Source organism: Undibacterium sp. Ji83W (genome assembly GCF_049340385.1).
Lineage (GTDB): Bacteria > Pseudomonadota > Gammaproteobacteria > Burkholderiales > Burkholderiaceae_D > Undibacterium.
On record NZ_JBMPOZ010000007.1, the window covers coordinates 172,406 to 197,589 of the forward strand.

Consider the following 25,184-nt stretch of genomic DNA (forward strand, 5'->3'; position numbering starts at 1 on the left):
GTATTACTCCAGATTAGACTTTTTTCAGATAACAGGCTTTTAACATGAAATTGCCTGCGTCCATTTTACAATCGACTTCGTGGTCGCCGCTGACCAGGCGTATGCTTTTTACCTTGCTACCCATTTTCAAAGTAGTAGACGAGCCCTTGACTTTCAGATCCTTGATGAGGACAACGGCATCGCCGTCGGCCAGCACATTGCCATTTGAATCCTTGACGATGCGCTCATCACTATCATCCGCTGCCGAAGTAGCCTGCATCGGCCATTCATGTGCGCAATCGGCGCAAATGTAATTGTCGCCATCTGGATAAGTATTTTCCATGGAGCAGACCGGGCAGGCAGGGAATTGAGACATGAAAGACTTTCTTGATGCAAAAAGAAAGACAGTATAGCCGACCACTCTACTCAAACCGGCAATACCCGAGCGCATTAGTCAGCCAGACCAGCGGGATCAGGGGAGTCAGTATCATTGACAGTCGCGACCAGAGGAATTTGCATGATGAAGCTGGTACCGTCACCCTCTTCGCTTTCTATGCGGATATCACCACCCAGCAAACTGGTGACAATGTTATAGACGATATTCATGCCCAGCCCTGTGCCACCCTGGCCAAGTTTGGTGGTGAAGAAGGGATCAAATACCCGACCCAGATTTTCTGTGGGTATGCCCACGCCATTGTCGTCGAAACGCAGCTCTACCCTGTCTTGCCCCAGCATGGTGGCGCTGATCCAGATTTGTCCGTCAGGCTTACCTTCAAAGGCATGCAGGATGGCATTGTCGACCAAATTACAAATCACCTGATCCAGCGGCCCTGGAAAACTGTCCAGTTCTATATGCTCTGGTATATCCATGTTGATACGCAGACCTGCCTGGCGTATCTTGGCCATCATGGTGGCGATCACATCATGGCAAACCTTGCTGAGCTGGAAGCGGCGGCGCTTGGAACTGGCTTGGTCGACAGCCACTTGCTTGAAGCTGGCAACCAGATCAGCAGCATTGTTCAAACCATGTTCTATCAACTCGCTGGCGTGTTGTGCTGCCTGCAGATAGGCTGTCAGGTCCGAGCGACGGATATTGCCCTCGCTAATCTTCTGGGCAAACTCCTGGGTCTTGGCTTGCAGGGTGCTGGCAGTCAGCAAACTGTTGCCGATGGGGGTATTGAGTTCATGCGCTACACCGGCCACCAGTGAACCCAGGGCTGCCAGTTTTTCACTGCGCATCAAATCATCCTGGGTATGGCGCAGCTCTGTGGTTCGCTCGGCGATATTCTGTTCCAGCAAGGCATTGGCTTTCGACAAGGCTGTCTGTACTTTTTTAAGTTCAGTGATATCGGTATAGGTGGTGACAAAACCTTGCAGCTTGCCATTTTCATGGATGGGCTTGCCCTGCACCAGATGGGTATGGGCATTGGGGCGGGTACGTTCAAACTGATGTGCCTGAAATTGCCTGGCCAAAGTCAGGCGGGTGCTGATGAGTTCTTCAATATCACCTTCGCCATACTCACCGCGCTCGGCCATGATGCGCAGTAAATCTTCAAACGGCACGCCTTGATAAATAGCATCAGCGTGATAGTCAAGCACATCAAGAAAACCCTGATTCCACAAATACAGCTTCAATTGATCATCGAACACACTCAGACCCTGGGGCATATGTGCCAGCACGGCTTTCAAAAACAGGGATTGTTTGCGGAATTCGATTTCTATACGGCGTTTGGCTGTCACATCCATACAGGTAGTAACAAAACCACCGCCTTCTACCGGTACGCCACGCACTTCTATGATGCTGCCATCAGAACGCAAACGCTCGTAAGAATAGGGGATGTCACTTTGTATGATGGCCATGAGCTTGGCCAGTTTTTCTTCATCACTGGCGCTGCTGAACTCGCCATATTCACCGCGCTTGATATTCGCTTCAAACACTTCACGCGCCAAGGGCTGCTGCCCCTGAAACAGGGCTGGTGGCAAATCCAGCATACGCAAGAGCTCGCCATTCCAGGCGACGACCCTGAGATTTTCATCGATCAGTGAAACGCCACCAGGAAAATTTTCCAATAAAACGCGGAGTTTTTCATTTTTCTTGCGCGTGCTCAGCTCTGCCTGCTTGCGCTCGGAAATATCACGTACAACGGCAACTATGCATAGACGGCCATTGTCTTCCAGAAGATTCAGGGCTACTTCAGAAGTGAACAGGCTGCCATCTGCCCGGCGGGAAGCCCATTCAAAGCGCTGGGGCTGACCAGCTTTGGTCAGCTCTATATAACTGTTAGCGGCAGTCAGGGAATCCCGTCCGTCAAATTGACTGGCAGCAGATAAATGTACTGGTGCGCTGGCAAGTAATTGCTCTCTTGACAAGCCAAACATTTTCTCGGCACTGGGATTGCAATCAATGAAAATGCCGCCTTCCAATACCAGCAAGGCATCCAGAGCCTGCTCTACCATGGCGCGGTATAGGGCAACTCTGGATACTTCAACTTTGCCTGGCATGGGCTTTCCTGATTGAGCTACGGGATAGTGTCGAAAGTAAATAACAGCTTACATTTTCAGTATTCCTCAAACCCGCTGAGACTACAAGCGGCAATTCCGGGGAGGTACAAATTTATACAATCAGCGGTCCAGGCTAGCTAATAGTTTCTTCATGTCAACCACATAAAATTGCTCAACGGGTTGATATACCGTCTTGCAAGGCATATCCAGTTGCTGGCCAGACTCCATGGTCAAGCTGACTTGAGAGCGCTGCTTGCAAGCTTCTACAGTAGCAGCCAGGGTGTCAGGATGATCAAATAAAGGCAAATTTTCTGACTTGATGATATTCATGCCACCGCGCAGTATTTTGCAGCCCTTGACTTCATCCACGCTGATTTTGTCCGCTTGCGGAAACATGCTGGCACTGCCGCAATCCCCTCTCATCAATTCCTGCATGGCTTGATTGATCATGGCATTCTTTTGTTGCTGGTTGGCGACTGCTGGATGGGCTAAGCCTGTTTTCCTGAAAAAATCCCCCCAGACGGCGAGCATGCTTTCTTGCTTGCCAAGCAGACGTGGTAGCCATTTACTCTTGCATGCAGGTTCGTCACCACATTCGAGAGCATGGGCAAAGTCTGGCTTTGCACCCTGTGCCAGCCTGAGCTGCTCATAAAACCCATCAAAACGCTCGAATGGCCCGGCCTTACCCTGCCTGGCTGCCAATCCATATACATAGACTGCCAGCCCACAACGATAATCCAGCAGCCCGCCACGTATCTGATTTGCTGTCAAACTCCCCCAACTGGACTGACGTACATGCAGCAAACACTCACCAAGAGCCATATTCAAATCATCTGCTGCCTGCTCATGGGTCAGCCATCCTTTGTGCACTGCCATCAACCAGCGCAAGAATTCGCCACCACCTTCATGGATCAGGCGTGCATCGGCATAGGCATCTGTCGCATCGCGCATTTGAAAGCGATGACTAAATTCATGGGACACAAACAATGTCATCATGCGCCCCGTCTCCGCATCCGGCTGTAAAGGCCAATTGACAAAACCAAGACGCATGACGTCAGCTGCATCGCCATCTGGTCTGGCGCGACCAGGGCCCGCCACCCTGGAGACTGCGACTATGGGCATTTCAAATTTTGCTTTTGGCAATTCCTGGCGCAAAAATGCGATGCTTTCATCGCTTATCTTGCGTATGTTGCTGATATTGGTCTCGCCCATCGCGGCATCAAAATAGCCAATAAAATTACCTTCCACCTTTAATTGCTTTGGCAATAATAAGGCAGCCATGTCACCACCTTTTCCATCAGCGGCCCTCGCATTATCTGCAAACACTTGAGCATTCATGGCAATGCCAGGAGCACTAAAACTGTAGTTCACTTTGCCGCAACTGGCATCCACGGCAAAATTGCTGGTATGTGCATAGATCGCATCACCCACGGGGAAGGCAGCTGGGTAACCACGCACCTTATCTGCGCTGGCAGGCACTTGAAAACGTAAATGCGTGCATGCGTCCTGTTGACTACTCAAATGCTGACCATCAGCCTTGCCACAGGCATCAAGAGACAGCCACGTACTGCGTATTTTTACTGCATCACTACCCTGTTTTTTGAAAGCCAGGCCTGGACATGCAGGAGGTAATTGATAACTCACTTCCAGCGCTTGCGGATGCAGGTATTTGATATTGACATCAACATCTGCATTAGCCAAGCCTGACGCTGCTAAAAAGCAGGCCGCAAGTAATTTTCCAGGTCTCATAGAAATTGTCTAATCAATAAATTGAGGGAATCAAAGCGGTCCGGTATGCTCAAGCAAGTAATAAACCCCATCCTCACCATGCCCTTGCTCACTCTCATGCCATCCCAGATGCCGATAAAATTTCAGGGCTGCATGATTCTGTGCCACACATTTCAATCGCCACGGGAAAGCTAAATAAGTTTGCAGATGCTGCAAAAGAGCCCTGCCTAGTCCCTGCGCTTGCGCTTGAGGATCTACATACAAGTGATGGATATAGGCATCGCCTTCCTGCACTGCCAGAACAGCCAGTACATGATCCCGTACATCCACTGCAACCCACACTGTTTCGCCATGCGTAACATCAGCAAAACTGGAAATGGCTTCTGCAGCGCGCTGCTGCCATGTAGCTTCGACCAGGCATTTCTGGTAGATTGTCTGCAGGGTATTGGCATCAGAATCACTGGCTCTGCGTATGGTAGTCAAGACTGGGCGGCCGCTTGCCGGCTCAGAAACACCGTCAAAGTATCTTTCGGCAGCTGCTTGCCTATCTGGAACAAGATACGGCCAACCGCACCCCGGTGATAATTTCCGTGCGTGGCGACATGTAACAACATCTCGCCGCGTGACATGCAGCCAGGCGTGCCATCCACAAAAGTAAAGCGTATATCATCTGCAAACCTGGTTTCTTGCTGTGCGGCGACATAGTCCATGTACCACTGATCCACTTCTTGCACGCCTCGCTGCAAATCAGCCAGTGTGGGCGTTTCTTTGGTGTTCAGCGCAGTAAAGCCATGTTGCTTACTCTGCAGGTTGGCAATGAAAATCTGGTCAACAACATAGATATGATTGAGGATGCGTATTGCATCATGCAACTCACGCGCATGCTGGTCTGGCGCGACACTGGCTGCTAGCTGATACAAGTCAGCATTGGCCCAGGCTTTGTATTCAAACAAAGTCAATAAAAGTTTTCTGGTATGCATACGATTCCGCTAAAACACACAATAAATTCCTGCATCAGCAATGGCCTGCAAAGTAGTCTGCAGGAAATTGCATTTTCACACATATTTTAGCGATTAATGCACTTACGCGCCGGGATACTGGAATCGATAGTGAGCAGGCAAAAAAAATGCCTGTCATCAGGACAGGCATTTGTATCATGGCTCAGACAACTTATTTTGTGGCCTCTGTCGAGGCAGTCAACAAATGCAGAGGCCGCACCTCTTGAGATTTTGACTTTACCTCGTTGATGGAGATTGTCCTGCCATCCAAAAACACTTGATAGGACGAAGCCGAGCCACCTGAATTTTGCCTTAGCGACATACGTGTCTTGCCATTGAGTTGGTAATCCACGCCAGAACCGCCATGTACTGCGCGGTATTTGATCGTCTTGCCATCGATACCTGCATTAAACGCCGCAGCACCCTTCATCTTCAGCAAGATATCATACAAACCATCTGCATTTCTGCCCGCAAATTGCGCCATCTCCACTTCCACATCTTCACCTTCGAGATACTTACCGTAAGGATTCACGACGACGGTCTCAGCCATGGCAAACCCCGCTATGGCAAACAGGAAAAACGCAGCAATCAATGACTTTGGTAGTTTCAATTTTATTTACCTTTGGATGTAAGTGACTTATAGACTGGCAATCAGCGATTCATAGCAATTCATACGCTGAATTTTGGGTCTGGCAATCTTACATAAATAAAATCAAAACTTGGATATAGGCAGAAACATTTACAAAATTTACATTTTTTACAAACTCATCCGGCGTAGGCTTTGTCCAGATCAGCAATGATAATTTTCTTCATCTGGAACATGGCCATCATGACTCTTTGCGACTTTTCCTGGTCGGCATCACTGAGATAACGGATCAATGCTTGGGGTACAACTTGCCAGGACAGGCCATATTTGTCAGTGAGCCAGGCACACTGGCTTTCCTGACCACCGCCCGCCAACAATTTGTCCCAGTAATAATCCACCTCTTCCTGCGTTTCACAATCGATGACGAAGGAAATGGCAGGAGTAAAACTATACACAGGCCCACCATTCAGGGCGACGAATTCTTGCCCTGCCATGCTGAACTTGATCGTCAACACCGTGCCCTTGGGCAGAGGGGCACCTTCGCCATAGCGGACTACATCCAGGATTTTTGCATCCTTGAAGATGTCGAGGTAAAAATGTACTGCTTCTTCAGCCTGATGATCAAACCAGAGGGTAGGGGTGATTTTTTGCATGATGCCGTCTCCATTTTAAATATAGATTCAAGAGGATTTACAAGCTACAGCCAAAACTCAATTCTGCATCGCTGCAATGCTGCATTATTGATCAATAATAACCAGGGTACCCCTGCTACCCGCCGCAACCGCGTGCGGCGTATGCGCAGGCACTAGATACAGCTCACCCGCTTTGACCGCCACAATCTCACCGTGGATATCCAGATTCATTTGCCCATCCAGCACCAGCAAGGCCTCAGTAAAGTCATGGGTTTCATCTGGATAATCACTTTCATCCATGCGCAAGACCTTGACTTGCGCACCGCCTGCCTTGCCCAGGATGGCAGACCGCCAGGCGACTGGCAAAGATGCCGCCTCTGAAATCAAATTCTTATGCAACATCGGTATCTGTTCCTCTCAATTACTTTCTTTCAAAGCCGGGTCCCAGTGCTCTGCAATCTTGCCGTTTTCTATGCGGAACATGTCAAACCAGGTTGTCGTGTATTTCTTGCTGACATCTTTGGGATCTGGCACAGTACTGACAAAGCTCAATATCACTTTATCGCCCTCGGCAGTAATCGCCACCAAGGGTGCCTTGACCCTGGCCTGTATGTCCTTGGGTTTGACGAATTTGCTGAAGACTTCCACAAAAGCCGCCCGCCCGGTCGCTACATTGGGGTTGTGCTGAATATAGGAAACAGCCAGATATTTATCGGCCAGTTCCATATGCCCACCTTCAAACACTTCACGCCAAAAGTCATACACCAGCCGCTTATTCGCAGCCAGCAGCGCATCCGCACTGGCCAGCATGGCCTCATGATCAGGATTGGCCTGTACAGGCAATTGCGCATGGGCAAGTAAAGGCAGGCTAAGACAGGAAACTAAAGCTAGACGACGAAAAGATATCAACATGAATGGCTCCTTTTGAAAAAGTATCCTGCTAGTCTAACTTTTACCGAGGCAAGCACTACTTACCAGCATCACTCTTGCCAGGTTTTGCAGCAGCCCCACCCGTTTGGACCTCAACAATCGCCCTTTGTTCATCCGACTTCTGCTGCATCAACTGCGCCGCCTCTTTAGCCTTGTCCAGTTGCGCTTTCTGCTCGGAAAGAAAATTAGCCGAAGCACTAGGCTCCACCTTGGGTTCTGGAGGTTTGTTACAGGCAGCAAGAATAGAGATGCAAGCTAAAACGAGAATGGTACGCATGAAATACTCCTGAAAGCCGCAGACCGCAGCCATGACCAGATTAAATGTAGATAGGTATTCTAGCAATAAATAGCGCTTAACAAAAAACAAAAAAGCCCGGAAAATTCCGGGCTTTTGTACTTGAAAATTTAAAACTCAGAGCCATTCAGCTTCTTTAGCGCTTTACAGCGGCGCGCGCAGCGCCGCCAGCAAACCGCATCCGTGGCACGCTGAGAAATTCAATTTGCGGGATGCAGAGCAAGGCGCAAAGCACAGCAATACGTCGGTATTGCGAGCATTTGCAACGCAGCTATGCGCCCGCTAATTGGATTTATCAGCGTGACACAACTACATGTTGCGTCGGTATTGTCCTCCAACTTCGAAGAGCGCAGTCGTAATCTGCCCCAACGAACAAACCCGTGCCGCATCCATCAACCTGGCAAACACGTTCTCATTATTGATCGCCGCCTGCTGCAAGGCCGCCAATGCCTTCGGCGCCACATCCGCATGACGGCCATGGAAATCCGCCAGGCGTTGCAATTGCGATTGCTTTTCTTCTTCAGTAGAACGCGCCAGTTCTATCTTTTGCGGCGTGTCATTGGCTTTAGGATTGCGGAAGGTATTCACACCGATGATAGGCAGAGTGCCGTCATGCTTCAGGTGTTCATAATGCATGGATTCTTCCTGTATCTTGCCGCGCTGATAGCCGGTTTCCATGGCACCCAGTACACCACCACGTTCAGCGATGCGTTCAAACTCTTGCATGACGGCTTCTTCTACCATGTCAGTCAGTTCTTCGATGATGAAACTGCCCTGGATAGGATTTTCATTTTTCGCCAGGCCCCATTCACGATTGATGATGAGCTGGATCGCCAAAGCGCGGCGCACTGATTCATCAGTAGGCGTAGTGATGGCCTCATCATAGGCATTGGTGTGCAGGCTGTTGCAATTATCGTAGATCGCAATCAGGGCTTGCAGCGTGGTGCGGATATCGTTGAAGTCTATCTCTTGCGCATGCAGGGAACGGCCACTGGTCTGGATATGGTATTTCAGTTTCTGGCTGCGGTCATTCGCACCATATTTGTCACGCATGGCGACTGCCCAGATACGGCGGGCCACGCGGCCCAGCACCGTGTATTCAGGGTCCATGCCGTTGCTGAAGAAGAAGGACAGGTTGGCCGCAAAATCATCAATGTGCATGCCACGTGCCAGATAAGCTTCGACAAAGGTGAAGCCATTCGACAGCGTGAACGCCAGCTGAGAAATCGGGTTCGCACCTGCTTCGGCGATATGGTAACCAGAGATTGAGACAGAATAGAAATTGCGCACCTGGTGATGGACGAAATATTCCTGGATATCGCCCATGACCTTCAGCGAGAATTCTGTCGAAAAGATGCATGTGTTCTGACCCTGGTCTTCCTTGAGGATATCTGCCTGCACGGTGCCGCGCACGTTCTGCAATACCCAGGCGCGTATCTTGGCAGATTCATCGGCAGTCGGTTCGCGCTTGTTATCGACGCAGAATTTTTCCATCTGCTGGTCGATGGCGGTGTTCATGAAGAAAGCCAGGATAGTCGGTGCCGGACCATTGATGGTCATGGATACCGATGTGGCCGGATCGCACAAATCAAAGCCATCATACAAGACCTTCATGTCTTCCAGTGTCGCGACTGACACGCCGGAATTGCCGACCTTGCCGTAGATATCAGGACGGATGGCCGGGTCTGCACCGTACAGTGTCACCGAGTCAAAAGCAGTAGACAGGCGCTTGGCATCCATGCCTTGCGACACCAGCTTGAAACGACGGTTGGTACGGAAAGGGTCACCCTCACCTGCAAACATGCGGGTAGGGTCTTCGCCTTCACGTTTGAAGGCGAACACACCGGCGGTGAAGGGGAAAGAGCCAGGTACATTTTCTAGCAACAGCCAGCGCAGGATTTCGCCATGATCGACAAAGCGTGGCAAAGCCACCTTGCGTATCTTGGTGCCAGACAGGGATTGCTGTACCAGACGGGTGCGTATCTCCTTGTCGCGAATCTTGACGACATATTCATCACCCGCATAGGCAGCCTGCATGTCTGGCCACATGCTGATGAGTTTTTTGGATTCACCATCGAGGCGGTTTTCACGTTCGGTGATGAGGTCATCAAAATCAGCAGACTTGCCTGCGACTGACAGCATGCGCTTGGTCTCTTGCAGTTGCTGGCGTTCACGGGCGATCAAGACCTGCTTGCCGGTATTCTTGTGATAGGCGCGTACCGTATCAGCAATCTCAGCCAGGTAGCGACTGCGTGCTGGTGGCACAATCACGTTCTTGGCGCTGGAATATTTGACGCTGATCGCAGCCAGTTTGCTGGGCTTGGCCAGCAAACCGCGTTGCACCAGTGCCGGCAAGATGCCTTGATAAAGCGCAGTCACACCATCATCATTGAAGCGTGAAGCCTGCGTGCCATAGACTGGCATTTCATCTGGCTTCTGTGTCCATAATTCGCGGTTGCGCTGGTATTGTTTGGCGACATCACGCAGGGCATCCTGCGCACCTTTGCGGTCGAATTTATTGATGGCGACAAAATCAGCAAAATCGAGCATGTCGATTTTTTCCAGTTGTGACGCCGCTCCAAATTCTGGCGTCATCACATACATGGAGACATCAACATGCGGCACGATAGCAGCATCACCCTGGCCTATGCCTGAAGTCTCTACGATGACCAGATCGAAGCCAGCGACCTTGCAGGCTGCAATCACATCTGGCAAGGCTTGTGAAATTTCTGAGCCTGCTTCACGGGTTGCCAGCGAGCGCATGAAAACCTTGAGCTTGCCCTTCCACGGATTAATCGCATTCATGCGTATGCGGTCACCCAGCAAGGCACCGCCAGATTTGCGGCGCGATGGGTCGATGGAAATCAGGGCGATGTTCAGGTGGTCATCCTGGTCCAGGCGTATGCGGCGTATCAATTCATCTGTCAGCGAAGATTTACCGGCACCACCAGTACCCGTAATACCCAGCGTAGGTGTCTTGCTGGCTTTTGCTGCATCCATCAATTGCGTGCGCAATTCCGGCGCGACCTTGTCGTTTTCCAGCGCGGTAATCAATTGCGCCAGCGGGCGGTGTTTGTCGGCGATATCGCCTTGCTGCAATACTGCCAGCGACGTCGGCGCATAGCCGGACAGGTCACTGTCACAAGCCTGTATCATCGACAAGATCATGCCCACCAGGCCCATGCGCTGGCCATCTTCAGGGCTGAAAATACGCGTTACGCCATAGGCATGCAGGTCGGCGATTTCTTCCGGCACGATGACACCGCCGCCACCGCCAAATACCTTGATATGCGCACCGCCGCGTTGCTTGAGCAGGTCTATCATGTATTTGAAGTATTCAACATGGCCACCCTGGTAACTGGAAATAGCAATGCCCTGTGCATCTTCTTGCAAGGCCGCAGTCACGATTTCTTCTACCGAACGGTTATGGCCCAGATGGATCACCTCTGCACCATTCGCCATCAAAATGCGGCGCATGATATTGATCGAGGCATCATGGCCATCGAACAGGGAAGCGGCGGTAACAAAGCGCACTTTGTTGGCAGGTTTGTATTCAGTCAGGTTCTGGGCAACGGACAGGTCAGTCATGTCTTCCTCATCGGTCTTGTTTTATCACAGTGATTATTGCTTTTTGGTAATAATTACTGTGTTTGGGTTAGGCTAAGTTATATGACGTTAACGTAAACGTCAATTAAAAATTGAAATCATGTTTTTCATGCAATTCATAGATTGCATGTATTCATTCATATTAGTTTATTGGCAATTTTTGCATTAAGTACCCCGCTTGAATATTCTGCTTAATTGCATCGTTTACTTGTGCAATTGCAATTCACGCCCTGACAATTGGTATTCCTTGCGTCTGTCACCTGTTTCGGTGACAAGCACCACACTCAAGTCCTTGCAGCTAGCATGAGCACCCGCTATGTGTACTACCCCATTCCATGTGCGCACATCAAACAGACTGGAAGCACCATGACCTGCGCTGGCATGCAAGACCGCAGTGCCAGAACTGGGGCTGATAATTTCCACACTCCAGTCTTTAGGGATGCCTGTCAGGCCCCAGAATTCTCCGCAGGCTTGCGTCAGTTTGAATTCAGTAAGCCGTTCGCCATCTTCCCTCGCCAGCGCCAGCCGGGGTAAGTAGAGGCGCAAAATTGAGGCTGGTGCAGCATCGGCAGTTGCCATGCACAGGCCAGATGCGGCTATTGATATCAACAAGATTTTTTTGAACATACGGAACAGGATAAAGTTTTGGTCAGCTTGTTCAGCAACATTCAGCCAGGCTCACTTTTGTCAAAGTGAGCCTGGCCTGATCACGTTCACGCTACGCGTGACACTTCCTTGATCACCACAGGTATTTGCGGGTTCAGCAAAACTGCTTTCTCTGCATGATACGCCTGCATGGCCTTTTCTTTGACATGGCCGTAACCGCGTATCTTTTCAGGCAGGCTTGCGAGAGCAATGGCCTGTTCCAGATTATCTGCATTCAAACCAGCAGCCAGCTTTTCCATCAGGGTTGTGTACTCAGCGATGAGAGCACGTTCGGCCTTGCGTTCTTCGGTCTTGCCAAAGATATCCAGTGCCGTACCACGCAAGCCCTTGAGTTTGGACAGCAGCTTGAATGCCTGCCAGACCCAGGAACCATATTGCGCTTTGACCAGATGACCCTGCCCATCTTTTTTCGAAAAGATAGGAGGAGCCAGATTGAATTTCAGGCTGAAGTCGCCTTCAAACTGTTGCTTCAGTTTTGCAGTGAAATCGCCATTGGTGTACAGGCGTGCGACTTCATACTCATCCTTGTAGGCCATGAGTTTGAACGCAGATTTGGCGACGGCCATACTGAACTTGTTACCGGCATTCAATGCCGATTCAGCCTTGCGTACTTTATCGACGAGATCAGCATATTGCTGTGCATAGGCGGCATTCTGGTAATCCGTCAATACCGCAATACGGCGTTTGATGAGGGCATCCAGGCTTTGCGGCATCTGGATGACGACAGGCTGGCCGGGGATGGCGATTTTTTCTACGCGGGCAAAATCCACCGCAGCACGGCGGCCCCAGAGGAAGGCTTTCTTGTTGGCCTCGATCGCCACGCCATTGAGTTCAATCGCGCGCAGCAAGGCTGTTTCAGATACCGGTATTGCACCTTTCTGATAAGCAAAACCGAGCATGAACAAATTGGTGGCGATGGAGTCGCCCATCAATGCGGTTGCCAGCTTGGTCGCATTGATGAAATCAACATTGCCACCGACTGATTCAGAAATCAGATGTTCAACTGACTCCAGCGGGAATTGCCAGTCAGGGTTCCTGGCGAACGGGCCTGTCGGTTGTTCATGGGTATTGATAACAGCGCGGGTACGGCCTGCGCGCATTTTGGAAATCGCGTCATGTGCGCCAGCAGTCAAAATATCGCAGCCCAAAATCAAGTCAGCTTCGCCGGTCGCAATACGCTGTGCGCGCAATTTGCCAGCCTGGTTGACGATGCGTATGTGCGAAGTCACCGAGCCATTTTTTTGCGACATGCCTGTCATGTCGAGTACAGAAGCGCCCTTGCCTTCCAGATGTGCTGCCATGCCGAGCAATGCGCCGACCGTGATCACACCGGTGCCGCCTATGCCGTTCAGCAGGATATTGTAAGAGCTTTCACAGGCAGGCAATTGCGGCTCTGGCAGTGCGCCGAAATCATCTGTCTTTGCCGTACCGGTTTTGGATTTGACCAGTTTGCCACCTTCTACCGTGACAAAGCTCGGGCAAAAGCCCTTGACGCAGGAATAGTCCTTGTTGCAGGACGACTGATCTATGCTGCGCTTGCGGCCAAATTCTGTTTCCACCGGCATGATGGAAGTACAGTTGGATTGCACGCCACAGTCGCCACAGCCTTCGCAGACTGCTTCATTGATGAACATGCGCTGATCAGGGTCAGGGAATTCGCCTTTTTTGCGGCGACGGCGTTTCTCGGCGGCACAGGTCTGGTCGTAGATGAGTACGTTCGCGCCGGGGATGTCGCGCAATTCACGCTGCACCGCATCCATGTCCTTGCGATCATGCAGGGTCAAAAAGCTGGGCAGGTTGGAACGGTCTGTGTAACGTGACAAATCCTCAGTCACCAGGGCGATGCGCTTGACACCTTCTGCCGCCATTTGTTGCGCCATCATCGGTACGCTGATGATGCCATCGACGGGTTGTCCGCCCGTCATGGCCACCGCATCGTTATACAAAATCTTGTAGGTAATATTGACCTTGGCAGCGACAGCTGCGCGTATTGCCAGATAACCAGAATGGAAATAAGTACCATCACCGAGATTCTGGAACACATGCGGCAAAGTCGAGAATGCTGCCTGGCCTATCCACGGCGCACCTTCACCACCCATGTGGGTAGTCAGTTTATTGAATTCGGGGTAAATCGCCGTCGCCATGACGTGGCAACCTATGCCTGCCAGTGCCAGGCTGCCTTCCGGCACCTTGGTCGAAGTATTGTGCGGGCAGCCAGAGCAATAGTAAGCTGGGCGCGCCGGTGTATTGACTTGCTTGCTGAGCACGACATCCTTGGCCTCCAGAAATGCCAGGCGTGCCTTGATCAGGTCGCTGGTATGAAAGCGGGCGATACGGGAAGAAATCACGCGGGCAATCTGTGCCACTGAGAAATCGGCCTTCGAGGTCAGCAGCCATTCACCACGTGGATGTACCCATTCGCCTTTTTCATCGAACTTGCCGATGACGCGCGGGCGTACATCGTCGCGCCAGTTATACAGTTGTTCCTTGAGCTGGTACTCGACCATCTGGCGTTTCTCTTCAACCACCAGGATTTCATCGAGCCCCTGGGCAAATTCACGCACGCCATCGGGCTCCAGCGGCCAGGGCATGGACACTTTGAACAGGCGTATGCCTATCTCTGCAGCAAATTTCTCATCGATGCCCAGTTCTTCCAGCGCTTCCAGCACATCGAGGTAAGACTTGCCGGAGGCGACGATGCCCAGACGCGCAGTCGGGCTGTCAATGGTGACATGATTGAGTTTGTTGATGCGGGCATAGGCCAGGGCTGCATAGATTTTGTAATCCTGCATCAAGGCTTCTTGCTTGCGCGCCTGTATGCCGAGGGTATCCAGTGACAAACGCGTGTTCAGGCCGCCTTCTGGCATGACAAAGTCTTGTGGGATCTTGATTTGCAGGCGGAAAGGGTCGGCATCGACCGACGAGGTGGATTCCACTGTATCCGCCAGCGCCTTGAAGCCAACTGCGCAGCCTGAGAAACGCGACATGGCCCAGGCATGCAGGCCCAGGTCCAGGTATTCCTGCACATTGCTGGGATACAGCATGGGGATCATGCATGCAGAGAATATATGGTCAGACTGATGCGGCAGTGTTGATGAATACGCGCCGTGGTCATCACCGGCCACCAGCAGGACACCACCGTGTTTGGATGTGCCCGCATGGTTCATGTGCTTGAATACGTCAGCACTACGGTCCACGCCCGGGCCTTTGCCATACCACATGCCAAATACACCATCGTATTTGGCCGGACCTATCAGGTCTACCGTTTGCGAGCCCCAGACCGCAGTTGCGGCCAGGTCTTCATTGACGCCGGGCACGAATTGCACATGGTTTTGTTCGAGCAGTTTTTTGGTTTTCCACAATGTTTCATCCAGGCCACCCAGCGGGGAGCCACGATAACCGGAAATAAATCCCGCCGTATTCAACCCCGCAGCCTGGTCGCGCTGGCGCTGCATCATGGGCAGCCTTACCAGGGCTTGTATGCCGGATAGGAAGATCGTACCGCTGTTCGACGTATATTTATCGTCGAGTTGCACATCATTCAATTGCGGGGGGCTGGTGATCTGGCTGGCTTCGAGTGCATCGCTGGATGCTTCTTGATTGCTATTGCCTGTTCTGGCAAGGGACGAGAGTCCAGCAGACTCCATGGTGGTGTCGGATGACATAAGGTGGCTCCAAAATTTGTGATTTAGATCGCAAAGAGCATGCGTTGTATCCGGTAAGACACAATTTTGCTCGTAGCCTATAGCGAGGTATCAGAGATAGGCTCTCGTTGCGTTGGTAGTGATAACTACCATTTTATTCGAATCCTGGACAAAATTCGATGTCAAGACATTACGTCTGTCGCATTTGACTACGTCAAAACTACATCAAATACGGCTGACAGCGTCTGTATTTCCTTTTATCCGGATCAAAGAGACATCAAAAGAAGCTTTCGAAATTTCGCTGCAGCGCTTCTTCGACTTCCTTTGAAATCTGCTGTGTTCACAGTGTAGGTGGAATATGCGTTTGTGGAAAATATGGAATTAAAATAGAGGTATCATGAAAAATGATACCCCCTCTACCGCATACTTTCAAGATGACGACTTCAGCAATTTCCTGAGACCAAGGGCAATGCCCAAACCTGTCGCCAGGCAAATTGCCGAGGTGATCAGCAACAAGGCATTCACGCTATGGATGCTGGTAACCGAGGCCAGTACTTCTGGCATCCAGATGACGAGGGGAACAAAGCTCACGCCCCTGACTATGAAGCCGCAAGCCATCAGGGCCAGCACTGTGCGCGTGAATGGCAAACGCCGGATCAATCCTGCACCAGAAAAAACAAAGGCAGCACACACAAACAGAAAGCTGGCAATGATGATGCAGACCACGATTGGGTATCGCTTGCCCGCCCTTGCCATTGCTACGATGGCATCCGGCGCACCAATATAGGCATACCAGTCCGGGCCACCAACTATGGCGGCAAGATGGAGCAATGCACCCAGCACCAGGACTATGCCTGACCAGAACAAATAGGGGTTGTTGATTTTTTTCATACGGATCAGCTTAGCACAGGCAAAAAAACGGGAGCATATAGCTCCCGCAATCTCCTGTAACGAAGAAAAAACCAATACAACTTATTTGGTCGAGTACATCCCTGCATAACGTATGCCGAAATACAGGATAAAGGTGTAGCAGGCTGCAGGCACATAGAAAGACACATGCAAGCCTATGCTGTCAGCCAGATAGCCTTGCAGGAAAGGCACGAGAGCACCGCCGACGATGGCCATGCACAAAATGCCGGAGCCCTGCCCCGTCAAAGGCCCAAGCTTGTTCAGGGCCATGCTGAAGATGGTCGGGAACATGATGGAATTGCACAGTCCCACTGCCAGTATCGCCCACATCGCCAGCGAGCCATGGCTATAGATGGCAGTGAGTATCAGAATGATGGCGGCAGCAGAATTAAATGCCAGGGTCTTGCCCGGGCTGACCTTGCGCATGACGGCAAAACCAATGAAGCGGCCTACCATGGCACCACCCCAGTAAAAACTGACATAGTGCGCTGCGACTGCTGGTGGCAAGCCACCGACATCTGCCTCACCGAGGAAATTGATGAGGAAGCTGCCTATGCTGACCTCACCACCGACATACAAAAATATACCAATCGCCCCCATGAGCAGATGGCCGTGTGACAGCACCGATGTTTTTGCGCTGCTGACTGTCGTATCGCTGTCTTCTGCATGAGTAATTTTTGGCAGCCGGGCAAAAGCAAACAAGACTGCCAGCAAGAGCAAAGCCCCCGCCAGCATCAGGTAGGGCATTTGCACTGCAGCACCGGCGCTGGCACGATAAGTGACTTGTTCTGCCGCTGGCAATTGATTGATCTCTACTGCGGTCAATGCAGCGCCAGACAAAATCAATATACCACCAAGCACAGGAGCTACTGTAGTGCCGAGGGAATTGAAGGCTTGCGTCAAGGTCAGGCGGCTAGATGCAGTCTTTGCCTCACCCAGTACGGTGACATAAGGGTTGGCAGCGACCTGCAAAATCGTGATACCGGAAGCCAGCACAAAAAACGCCAGCAGGAACAGTGCATAGCTGCCCATGGAAGCAGGATAAAACATGGCACAACCAATGGCAGCAATCACCAGGCCAGTCACTGCACCATGTTGATAACCAATTTTTTTGATCAGCATGCCAGCTGGTATTGAAACAATAAAGTAAGCACCAAAAAAACAAAACTGCACCAACGTTGCCTGCACATAGCTGAGCGTATAAATGGATTTCAAATGCGGAATCAGCACATCATTGAGTGAAGTCAGAAAACCCCACATGAAAAACAAGATCGTCACAATGACGAGAGAACTGGTCTGGCTTCTGGCATTGCCGTCAGATGTGACGGCAGCGGTTGTGGGTAGTGAAGTGTCCAAGATGTAGCTCCTTATATTTAATTTTTTTCTTGCTTGCTGAGATGATCAGCCAGCATGGCAGATACCCCCAGGAAGGCTGGGTATTCTTCAGTGATCAGGTAAGTCGGTATCTGCGCCAGAAAACTGCTGAGCCGCCCCTTGGCTTCAAAGCGCTGACGGAATGCAGATGCCGCAAACAAAGACCCCAACCTGGGGACGATGCCGCCACCTATATACATGCCGCCCGTTGCTCCAAGAGTCAACGCCACATTACCGGCCATGCTGCCGAGGATGGCGCAGAAATGCTCTACCGTACGCAGGCAATCCTGGCAACTGCCATCCAGTGCACGGCGCGTGATGTCTGCTGCATCCAGAATCTTGCCGGAGATAGCAGCACAGATCAATTCCAGCCCCCTGCCTGACAACAGGCGTTCTGCCGAGACATGTTCATATTGCTGCCAGAGAGTTTCCAGTATGCGCATTTCTTCGCGGTTGACTGGTGCAAAGCTGGCATGCCCACCTTCACTGGACAAGGCTGCCCAGGAACTGCCTGCAGGGATAATGCCGGACACACCCAGCCCTGTACCAGCACCTATCAAGCCGATTGCCGAACCCGGCACCTCAATGCCGCCACCAATTTTCTGCAACTGGCTGGCATCGAGATAGGGCAAGGCCATGGCCAGCGCAGTGAAGTCATTGATGACCAGCAGGCTGCTGAAGTCGAGTTGCTCGCGCACGGCAGAGATGGAAAAACTCCAGTGATGGTTAGTCATGCGCACGCTGTCACCATCGATGGGATTGGCGATCGCGATGGCAGCGTGCGCTATGCGCGCATCATGCCTGATCTGCACCTGCCTGACTGCGGTGCTGGCGAGATAACTTTTAATCGCATCCGGCAGACTGGGATAATCAATGCAGGCCAGCACGCTGACAGCCTCAAACTGACGCTCTGCGGTTTCCAGCGCAAAGCGGGCATTGGTGCCGCCTATATCCGCCAGCAGTCGCGGGTAAGTCTGGTTGGTCTTCTGACTGAGCATCATTTCAACTCTGCGCAATTCAAGGCGTCCGGGTCTTTTGCTGCACCGCCGACAATTTGTATGTTCGTAAAGGCTGCACTGAAAGCGGCTGTGCTGCTGACGCTGAATGGAACATCCACACTATCAAGCTTGACACCTTTGGCAGTGAAACAGGACAAGGGGATTTTGATGCTCTGTTTTTCTTTCTTGCCAGCCAGGCGTTTGAAGGCTTCGGTCACATCCACACTGGCACTGCAATGATTGCGGCTGTTGCCACCACAATGCATGGACAGGCTGACCGTGCCCGCAGGCGCAGTGGCTACGATGGTATCGAAGCTCAATGCACCGTCCTTGCTGGCAAAGGCAGGTATGGCTTTGCCTTGCGCTGCACGGGCTTCCATGCGCGCGGCACCACTCCAGCTCACCAGCTTGGCATCTTGCTGGCTGTTGACCTGTGCAGTCTGGACGCTGATGCCGGGCATATTCAATACCCGGTTCAAGTCTGCACCTACTGCCTGCTGCTCATTACCGCTGACAACATATAGGGGATAAGTCGCGCGGTCAGCCTGATTGAATACCGGATAAGCATTCGTCACACCGCAACCACCCGATGGATATTTGCTATCGAGCTTTCCAACTTTTGTCTTGCTGGAATAATTGAGGCCATAACCGAGTTTAAACAAAGGTGAATAGTTAGTCTCATCAAAATTCAGGCTGGTCTGGCAGACAGATTTTGGCCATGAAAACGACAGCGTGCCCTTGAAGTCATGCGCCACTTTGCCGTCTGTTGTACGGAACAAGACATCGGCCACGCCCTTGCCTTCTGAACCCGGCAACCAGGCTGCGACAAAACTGTCAGACAGATTCAACAGGTCATTTGCATACAATGGGCGGCCAGAAACAAACAGCGTCACTACCGGCTTGCCCTTGCCTGCCACTGCCTGTAAAACCGCCAGGTCTTCCGGATAGCGGCTGCTATGACGCAAGTTACCAGAAGGGCCTATGTCACCATACATTTCTGCATACGGTGTTTCACCGATGACGGCAATCACGGCATCAAAACGACTGACATCAATGCCCTTGGCATCAACACTGAATTCAACATTGGCATTGCCCACTGCTGCTTTAATACCTGTCAGTATGGAATCGGCATTCGGGAAATCAGCATTCTTATTATCAGTGCCTTGCCAGGTCAGCGACCAGCCACCGGTCTGGTTGGAGATATCATCCGCAGTCTTGCCGACTACCAGGATTTTCTTGTTGCGTGCCAGTGGCAGCGCCGCGCCATCGTTTTTCAACAAGACCAGTGATTCATGCACGGCCTGCCTGGCCAGTTCGCGGTCTTGCAAGGCATCCTGCTTGCCTGCATAGCTATTTTCAGAAGGTTTTTTACCGAAAAGACCTGCCCGCAATTTGACGCGGATAATGCGCGTCACTGCATCATCTATCCTGCTCACAGGGATCTCGCCAGACTTGACCTGCGCGATGGTATTACTGATAAAAGCCTTCCAGGCATCCGGCACCATGACCATATCTATGCCAGCATTGATCGCTCGCGGGCAGCTGTCATTGCGGCAGCCAGGTACTTCAGCTATACCATCCCAGTCAGTGACGATAAAACCATCAAAGCCCATTTTTGTTTTGAGTACGTCCGTCAACAATGCCTTGCTGCCATGCATCTTGCCGTAGTTTGCGTCTGAGGCTTTATCGTTCCAGCTATTGTAGGATGCCATCACGGTCTGCGCGCCTGCTGCCAAAGCTGTCATATAGCCTTGCGCATGCACATTGAGCATCTGCGCATTGGTGGACAGGTTCACGCCTCTATCCTTGCCCTGATCAGTGCCGCCATCGCCCATGAAATGCTTGGCAGTGGCAATCACATTGCCATCATCCATGAAAGAACCTTGCAGGCCTTTTACATATTCACCGGCATACTGGCGTACCACTGCGCCGTCTTCAGAAAAACTTTCATAAGTGCGCCCCCATCTGTCATCACGCACCACGGCCAGCGTAGGACCAAACACCCAGGCTATGCCAGTAGCCCGCACAGACTTGCCCATGGAGCGGCCTATCTGTGCCGCCAGTTGCGGGTTGTGGGCGGCACCCAGGCCGATATTGTGCGGGAACAGGGTTGCGCCATATACATTGCTATTGCCATGTATGGCATCTATGCCCCAGACTACAGGCACTTTGACAGCCATGTCGGTCGCCATTGAGGCTTCATAATATTTGTCCGCCAGGGCCACCCAGTCGGCCGCCGTGCCACGTTTGTTATTGCGGTCTGGCCAACTGCCACCGCCATTCAATACTGAACCCAGGTAATAACGCCGTACATCATCCGGTGTAATTGACTTGATTTCGGGTTGTGTCATCTGGCCTATTTTTTGTTCCAGCGTCATGCCTGCGACGATGGCAGCGACCTTGGCTTCGATGGCCGGGTCCTTGCTGATCACACTCTGAACCTGCGGCCAGGCTGCGAGATTATTGGCAGGCATATTGCCCGGCCCGAATTGCTGCGAACTGCCAGTCGCAGCCAAGCTGATATTTCCCGCGCTGTAAGCCAGCATCAGGGCGGAGCCTAGTCCAAGAACGCCTGTCTTTAATTTCATATTTTTACTCTTTGTCGTTAGCGAATCACCTGACTCGCTTTGTCTCTGGATAAACGGATACTGCCTGCTTTTACTGCATGACTACATATTAAATTTTTCGCTTATTTTGCACTTAGGATTTACGCTTGAATACACGCACATAATCCACCAGCATCTGTTGCGGGAATACTGTGCTGACATCGGGTGCACCTGGCCAGTCACCACCAGTTGCCAGGTTCAGAATAAGAAAATGCGGATGATCAAACACCCACTTGCCCGCCAGTTGATCAGGGCGGACTGAGTGATACTGAATGCCGTCTACATACCAGCGTATTTCTGCGGCTTCCCATTCAATGGCGTAGATGTGATAGTCATCAGCAAACTTGCCACTGGCCAGGCTGTATGGCTTGCCATTACCTTGCGCGCCTGAATAGCCGGGGCCATGCACAGTGCCATGTATGGTCGCAGGCTCTTTGCCTATGTTTTCCATGATGTCTATCTCGCCGCAATTGGGCCAACCTGCAGTACTGATGTTATTACCCAGCATCCAGAAGGCAGGCCAGGTGCCTTGGCCTGCCGGGATTTTTATGCGTGCTTCAAAGCGGCCATAAACTATTTCCTGCAAGCCCGCAGTCTTGATACGGGCCGAGGTATATTCGCGGCCTGAATAATTTTCTTTGCGTGCTTCGATAATCAGTTTGCCATCGGCGAGACGCAGGTTCTCTGTGCGACTGGTATAGAACTGCAATTCATGATTGCCCCAGCCATCACCACCGGTTTCTTCTTGCCATTTGCTGTGATCAAGCGTGCTGCCATCAAACTCATCTTGCCAGACTAGCTCCCAGACCGGGTTGCTGACTTGCGTGGTAACGCTGGGTTCGAGCACGGTCGCAACAACTGAGGTAGCGCTACCACCACAGGCGCACAAAAAAAACAGACAGGTAAAGGTAAGGTATTTTTTCATATGAAACTGATCTGGTTCGAAGGCAGCCTGGGCCACAAATGTAGTCCAGGCTGTCAAGCTTTACATCAATAACTTACACCTACACGTACACCAAAAGAACGCTGGTCTATATAGCTGGCACCCATTTTCCCACCGCCGGCATTCCAGCCATTGGTCTTGGCTTTAGCGTCGGTGAAATTGCGTACATAAGCTTCAGCAAACCATTTGTCATTCGGCGCCACCAGCTTCAGCGACACATCGCCCTTGGCATAGGCTTTCTGCGTCAGGCCGATATGGGCATTGTCAAAATTGCGCAAGTCGAAATACACCTTGTCTTGCCAACGCATGCCTATCCACGGTGTCAGAGTATAACCATTGTCGAATGCAAACTCTTGCGAGAAGTTCATCCCAAAAGTAAATTTAGGCGCATTCGGCATTTGGTTGCCTTCCAGGTTATAAGCACGGCGACCACGCAATCTGTCGTCATTACCCAGGTACATGGCAGGGCAAGGAACTGCACCAAATTCTGCACGCTGGTCACAGGCATAGCCATCATCATAGGAATCATAATCATGAATCACACTTTTCAGATAACTGAAGAAGCCACCCAGCTTGGCACCCGGCCTTGGGCGATAATCCCACTCGGTTTCTATGCCTGACAAATTGACTTTGGCAACGTTGACGGTTTGCCAGGCTGTCGCCACATCGCAAGTCGGTGCCCATGATGGGCAAGGCAAATTGTCTGGCGTCGTGACCTTGGCCAGGAAGTTGCTACCGGTTTGCTGCATGTCTTTATACTGCATGGCGAACAAGACTACCGACAGAGCCAGGCGATTGTCCAGCAACTTGCCTTTGTATCCCAATTCAAAATTGGTGACGGTTTCTGGTTTATAAGTCAGATAGGTGATCTGCTCTTTTTTATTGTCACCATACACGCAGGTAGTCTGGCCACATTTATTGGTACGGTCACCAAAGCCGCCAGATTTATAGCCGGTAGCCAAAGCCGCATACACCATGTCGCTTGGTGTCAACTGTGCTTGCAGACCCAGGCGGTAGGTGCCTTTGCTCCAGCTGTCGCTATGATCATTATTGGTACCGGGGCCATAACCTGCATAGGCTGCTGCACCACCCAGGGACCCCATTTGCGGCGTGATCTGGTTACCATTCGGTGTACGGTAACTGTCAGTACCCGGTGTGCCATAATCAAACAGGCCATTGTAATAGCCATAGCTTTGGCCACCCCAGCTATTGCCGCCGTAGTTCATGCCGCCTACGTCGGTCTTGGTATCACGTGTGTAGCGTGCACCCACTGTAGCTGTCAAGACCGGGGTAAATTTCCAGTCAGCTTGTGCGAACAAAGCCTTGGAATCTATCTGACGGTCAGGCTGTGCGTAAAACTGGCTGATGGGAATATTGTTAGGGCCATAGTGCATTTGTTCCTGGCCAAAGTTGATGGCATTCTTTTCATGCATCCAGAATGCGCCAGCCACATACTGCCAGTTATCAAAAGTCTGCTTTAATTGCAGCTCATGCACGGTAGACAGATATTTTGAATCCAGGGTACGCGTCAGGTTATCCGAGATAGGCCAGACTGACCAGTTGCCGTCCACAGGATTCCTGCCTGTGACTTCAAATGCGTAAGGTGAGACGCCACCATCATCATCATGCACCTGGCTGCGTTGCTGGTTCGCATACACAAAACCATATTCCAGCGTGGTGTTTTTATTCATGTTCCAGATGGCCTTGGAACGCACGGTATCGATAGTCATATCGACCTTGCCCGGCACGTTGATCAGCACATCGTACTGACCACGCACACAAGCCCAGCGCGTGCCAGCAGACTGGTCACAATCACGCATGCCTATGTAGCCAGCACCAGAATCCTGGAAGTGCTCATAAGCGAGTTGCCATTCCAGATCACTGTTGACCTTCAGCCTGGCTGCCAGGCGTCCTGCCCACTGGTTCTGGTTGTTGTAGCCATCTGCCTTGGATACCTTGCTGTTGAAACGCTGGGTGACATCAGGTATGCCGTCAGGCTTCCAGCCCAGTGCCGGGATATTCGCTTCCGAGAAATCCTGCATCTGGTTGAACGGGCTGTCCCTGGTGACTTTCATCAAGGTGGCACGCAGGGCCAGGTTATCACTGACTGCGATATTCTGTATGACATTGAGATTGCGCAGATTCAGGCTGCCGGTTTCAAATGAGGCACTGCCATAAGTAGAGCCAAATTCTGGCTTGGCCGGTATGATATTGATACTGCCTGCGGTTGAATTGCGGCCAAACAGCGTACCTTGGGGGCCGCGCAAGACTTCGACCTGGTCCAGATCAAACATCAGGGCTTGCGCACCTTGTGGGCGCGGCGAATATAAACCATCTACGTGCAAACCGGCAGATGGATCGCCGATCTCGGTAAAGTTGGTGGCAGTAATACCGCGTATGGTGATCTTGACTGCCGAGTCATTGGCTTGTCCATCCATCTGCACATTCGGCAGTTCACCGGATATGCCAGCCAGATTGGTAATACCTTGCTTGGTCAGTTTTTCCTGGCTGAAGGCAGTTACTGCCAACGGTGTTTTTAATAGAGAAGTGGCGCGGCGGGTGGCGGTAACGGTAATTTCTTGTACTTCGTTTTTATCTGCGTCTGATTTTTTTGCTTTGGATTTACTGTCTACTTCTGCAACTTTGCTGCTTTCTTGATCTTGTGCCCATGTATAAGCTGTCAACTGTGCGCAGGCACTGGCTACGGCCAGGCTTATCAGGGTACGCTTGGTTATTTGATGAAACATCATGTCTCCCATATTTTTTCAGTTATCGGCGCGTGCTAGCG

General features: G+C 51.4%; 19 protein-coding genes. All 19 read right to left on the minus strand.

Annotated features, from left to right (window positions below):
- Window positions 1–13: 13 nt before the first annotated feature.
- Window positions 14–355, minus strand: a complete 342-nt coding sequence (locus tag ACO0LD_RS14060; RefSeq protein WP_423007785.1) for a zinc ribbon domain-containing protein YjdM — start codon at window positions 353–355, stop codon at window positions 14–16.
- 74 nt (window positions 356–429) lie between these two features.
- Complete coding sequence (locus ACO0LD_RS14065; protein WP_423007787.1) at window positions 430–2,481, minus strand: PAS-domain containing protein; 2,052 nt, start codon at window positions 2,479–2,481, stop codon at window positions 430–432.
- A gap of 120 nt (window positions 2,482–2,601) precedes the next feature.
- Window positions 2,602–4,182: a hypothetical protein gene (locus ACO0LD_RS14070; protein ID WP_423007789.1), complete on the minus strand. Its 1,581-nt coding sequence runs from the start codon at window positions 4,180–4,182 to the stop codon at window positions 2,602–2,604.
- A 78-nt stretch (window positions 4,183–4,260) separates the two neighbouring features.
- Window positions 4,261–4,692: a GNAT family N-acetyltransferase gene (locus ACO0LD_RS14075; RefSeq protein ID WP_423007791.1), complete on the minus strand. Its 432-nt coding sequence runs from the start codon at window positions 4,690–4,692 to the stop codon at window positions 4,261–4,263.
- Entirely contained in the window at window positions 4,689–5,189 is a 501-nt protein-coding gene (locus ACO0LD_RS14080) for a DinB family protein (protein WP_423007793.1), read from the minus strand. The genes ACO0LD_RS14075 and ACO0LD_RS14080 overlap by 4 nt, the downstream gene beginning before the upstream one ends.
- Window positions 5,190–5,379: 190 nt before the next feature.
- Window positions 5,380–5,817 carry a hypothetical protein gene (locus tag ACO0LD_RS14085; protein ID WP_423007795.1) on the minus strand — a complete coding sequence of 146 codons (438 nt, stop codon included), beginning with the start codon at window positions 5,815–5,817 and terminating at the stop codon, window positions 5,380–5,382.
- Between the two features lie 155 nt (window positions 5,818–5,972).
- Window positions 5,973–6,446 carry a VOC family protein gene (locus ACO0LD_RS14090; RefSeq protein ID WP_423007797.1) on the minus strand — a complete coding sequence of 158 codons (474 nt, stop codon included), beginning with the start codon at window positions 6,444–6,446 and terminating at the stop codon, window positions 5,973–5,975.
- Window positions 6,447–6,530: 84 nt separating this feature from the next.
- Window positions 6,531–6,827: a cupin domain-containing protein gene (locus ACO0LD_RS14095; protein ID WP_423007799.1), complete on the minus strand. Its 297-nt coding sequence runs from the start codon at window positions 6,825–6,827 to the stop codon at window positions 6,531–6,533.
- A gap of 15 nt (window positions 6,828–6,842) precedes the next feature.
- Window positions 6,843–7,337, minus strand: coding sequence for a nuclear transport factor 2 family protein (locus tag ACO0LD_RS14100; RefSeq protein WP_423007801.1), 495 nt, complete (start codon window positions 7,335–7,337; stop codon window positions 6,843–6,845).
- Between the two features lie 55 nt (window positions 7,338–7,392).
- Window positions 7,393–7,632: a hypothetical protein gene (locus ACO0LD_RS14105; protein ID WP_423007803.1), complete on the minus strand. Its 240-nt coding sequence runs from the start codon at window positions 7,630–7,632 to the stop codon at window positions 7,393–7,395.
- Window positions 7,633–7,959: 327 nt separating this feature from the next.
- Entirely contained in the window at window positions 7,960–11,238 is a 3,279-nt protein-coding gene (icmF, locus tag ACO0LD_RS14110) for a fused isobutyryl-CoA mutase/GTPase IcmF (RefSeq protein ID WP_423007805.1), read from the minus strand.
- A gap of 222 nt (window positions 11,239–11,460) precedes the next feature.
- A complete protein-coding gene (locus ACO0LD_RS14115) occupies window positions 11,461–11,883 on the minus strand; it encodes a hypothetical protein (RefSeq protein ID WP_423007807.1) in 423 nt (140 codons plus the stop codon).
- A gap of 86 nt (window positions 11,884–11,969) precedes the next feature.
- On the minus strand, window positions 11,970–15,587 hold the full coding sequence (locus tag ACO0LD_RS14120; RefSeq protein WP_423007809.1) for an indolepyruvate ferredoxin oxidoreductase family protein: 3,618 nt from the start codon (window positions 15,585–15,587) through the stop codon (window positions 11,970–11,972).
- A 408-nt stretch (window positions 15,588–15,995) separates the two neighbouring features.
- Window positions 15,996–16,457, minus strand: a complete 462-nt coding sequence (locus ACO0LD_RS14125; protein ID WP_423007811.1) for a hypothetical protein — start codon at window positions 16,455–16,457, stop codon at window positions 15,996–15,998.
- Window positions 16,458–16,538: 81 nt separating this feature from the next.
- A complete protein-coding gene (locus ACO0LD_RS14130; RefSeq protein WP_423007813.1) occupies window positions 16,539–17,831 on the minus strand; it encodes a sugar MFS transporter in 1,293 nt (430 codons plus the stop codon).
- Window positions 17,832–17,848: 17 nt separating this feature from the next.
- Entirely contained in the window at window positions 17,849–18,850 is a 1,002-nt protein-coding gene (locus ACO0LD_RS14135; protein WP_423007815.1) for a glucokinase, read from the minus strand.
- Window positions 18,847–21,435 carry a glycoside hydrolase family 3 N-terminal domain-containing protein gene (locus ACO0LD_RS14140; RefSeq protein ID WP_423007817.1) on the minus strand — a complete coding sequence of 863 codons (2,589 nt, stop codon included), beginning with the start codon at window positions 21,433–21,435 and terminating at the stop codon, window positions 18,847–18,849. Before ACO0LD_RS14140 ends, ACO0LD_RS14135 begins: the two co-directional genes overlap by 4 nt.
- Before the next feature lie 112 nt (window positions 21,436–21,547).
- Window positions 21,548–22,378, minus strand: a complete 831-nt coding sequence (locus tag ACO0LD_RS14145) for a glycoside hydrolase family 16 protein (RefSeq protein WP_423007819.1) — start codon at window positions 22,376–22,378, stop codon at window positions 21,548–21,550.
- A gap of 65 nt (window positions 22,379–22,443) precedes the next feature.
- Window positions 22,444–25,143: a TonB-dependent receptor gene (locus ACO0LD_RS14150; RefSeq protein WP_423007821.1), complete on the minus strand. Its 2,700-nt coding sequence runs from the start codon at window positions 25,141–25,143 to the stop codon at window positions 22,444–22,446.
- Between the last annotated feature and the right edge of the window lie 41 nt (window positions 25,144–25,184).